This is a genomic window from Paraburkholderia mimosarum LMG 23256 = NBRC 106338 (genome assembly GCF_000739815.1).
GTDB lineage: Bacteria > Pseudomonadota > Gammaproteobacteria > Burkholderiales > Burkholderiaceae > Paraburkholderia > Paraburkholderia mimosarum.
This window is the reverse complement of record NZ_BBJJ01000288.1, coordinates 1-1,483: the sequence shown is the minus strand read 5'-3', so window position 1 is coordinate 1,483 and position 1,483 is coordinate 1. Positions and strand designations below refer to the sequence as shown.

The 1,483-nt window shown below is 57.0% G+C and carries 1 protein-coding gene; it reads left to right on the top strand.

Annotated elements, in window-relative coordinates:
* Nucleotides 1-103: 103 nt before the first annotated feature.
* Complete coding sequence (locus BMI01S_RS37440; RefSeq protein WP_028229951.1) at nucleotides 104-1,219, top strand: IS110 family RNA-guided transposase; 1,116 nt, start codon at nucleotides 104-106, stop codon at nucleotides 1,217-1,219.
* Nucleotides 1,220-1,483 lie beyond the last annotated feature (264 nt).

Here is a 1,483-nt window from a genome sequence, read left to right as displayed (position 1 = left end):
ACTAGACATAATGTATTGGACCTGCTGCACCTCAAGCGACGCGGGTTAAGCTTGAGGCTCCAAAAAACCAAAGGCTCAGAGCCGCAATTGAGGAGAGCAGGTCGTGAAGCAGTTTAGCAAGTTCGTTGGGTTGGATGTGCACAAGGCAACGATTGCGGTTTCTGTGGCCGGTGCGAACGGAGGGGAAGTTCGTTACGTTGGCGAGATTGCGAATACTTCGGAGGCGATCGAAAAGCTGGTTCGGCAGTTGAGAAAGGGAGACGCGCATCTTTCGTTCTGTTATGAGGCAGGCCCGTGTGGATACGGGATTTACCGGCAGCTCAGCGATCTCGGATGGGATTGCCAGGTTGTCGCACCATCCCTGATCCCACGGAAAGCAGGCGAACGGGTCAAGACTGACCGTCGCGATAGTCTGATGTTGGCGCGCCTGCACCGGGCCGGAGAGCTGACAGCTGTTTGGGTTCCCGACGATGCGCAGGAAGGATTGCGCGACTTGACTCGAGCGCGCGAGGACATGAAGCACCTGCAGCGTCAGGCCAAGCAACGCCTGTCTGCCTTTCTGCTTCGATATGGCAAGAGCTACAGCGGCAAGAGCAACTGGACCCAGGCGCACTATCGGTGGCTGGAGCAACAGAAATTCGGACAACCAGTCCAGCAGATTGTGTTTCAGGAGTATGTTGACACGGTCAAGGCGCTCAGCAAGCGTATCGATGGGCTGGACACGCAACTTGAGCGCGTGGCAAACGAATCAGTGTTCTGGCCAGTGATCGAAGGCCTGATGGCGCTGCGCGGTGTCAACCTGCTGACGGCGATGACGGTGGTCGCAGAGATCGGTGATCTGAGGCGCTTCGGCAGTGCCCCGCAATTGATGGCCTATCTGGGGCTGGTGCCCAGCGAACACTCCAGCGGCGCCACCAAATCGCGCGGCGCAATCACCAAAACCGGCAACGCTCACGTGCGCCGGGTATTGGTCGAGGCGTCTTGGACGTATCGCCATCCAGCCAGGAAAACCGCGCATCTGCAACGCCGTGCAGAGCGAACCAGCGAAGCGGTCCAGGATATTGCCTGGAAGGCACAAAAACGCCTGTGTGCGCGTTATCGATTAATGGAGGGTAAAGGCAAACTCAAGGTACAGGCATGTACTGCAGTCGCACGCGAGCTGACAGGCTTCATATGGGCAATAGGCCAGGCGTTGCCCCAGCCTGCGCCCAATCGTTAGAGACGTCGTCATGCGCATACAGTGTGTTGGTAGCGGAATGGACAACGGTGGGAGAACCCTCGTTGACACTATGAGGCATCCAGCAATGGAATGATCCTCGAATCTAGAGCGAGGCAGCTCCCCGACGAATCGGTTGTCATGCGGTACCCAACCCGCGCATATCAGACTGATCAACCGTCGGCATGCCGTCCGTTCTGCTACCTGCACACTGTGCGAGCCAGGATCTTTTATAAACCAGTGGACAGGTCAAATACATATCAGTGT